The sequence below is a fragment of the Vibrio sp. 1978 genome (assembly GCF_033344345.1).
Genome location: NZ_JAWPOP010000294.1, coordinates 1 through 824, shown reverse-complemented (window position 1 = coordinate 824; position 824 = coordinate 1). Strand labels below are relative to the sequence as shown.

Here is an 824-nt window from a genome sequence, read left to right as displayed (position 1 = left end):
TGAGAAAGCAATTTGATGGTGGGGTCATTGCCTTTATTGCCAACGTCATTAGTATCCACGTTAAACCAACGGTGCAGAGTTGAGGTTTTTCTGATGTATGGAAGTTGAATCTCTTTATTCTTTATTGGCTTAACAAGATTGACTGTGGCAACAATGATCAACTCTGTATGGCGTCGGTCTGTGGATGCTTTCCGAAATGCCGCTCCCAAGATAGGCACATCACCCAGTAGAGGGGTTTTCTGTAACTCTTCAAGATCGGCACTGCTCATTAAGCCCCCCAAGACAAAGCTGTCGCCATCACCTAGCTCAATGGTGGTCATGGCTCGTCGAGTAGCAAACTGCGGTACTTCTATACCTGCAGCACGAATGTATCTTTCCACTTCACTAACTTCCGGGATCAAGCGCATACGGATTTTGTCTTCATGCAGCACCTTGGCAGTGAGATCAAGCTTAATACCAAACTCTCTAAAGGTGATGTTGATGTTACTATTAGTACTAACGACAATTGGTACTTCACCTCCAACTAAAAAGCTTGCCGACTCACCAGAAATCACAGTAAGATTGGGTTCAGCCAAAATTTGCGCTACGTTTTCATTTCCGAGTGCTGTAATCAATGTTGTTAAATCTGCGGCATCAAATTGTTGGAATAAGAACTCCCCCACATCAGCTCCAACAGAAGACCAATCAACACCTACAGTTTTCGAGAAACTTTCAGTCACTTGTGCTACAGAGATCTTAACGTTAACTTGCTGATCCGTGGCAACTTCTAGCAACTCCAAAATGCCTTCCCACGTCATGTTACGAGCAAAGATCATGCTTTGAGG

General features: G+C 44.1%; 1 protein-coding gene. It reads right to left on the bottom strand.

The genetic code is table 11. The features are described 5' to 3' along the window. On the bottom strand, positions 1–824 hold an 824-nt coding region (locus R8N49_RS26180; RefSeq protein ID WP_412034915.1), incomplete at both ends, for a type II and III secretion system protein family protein.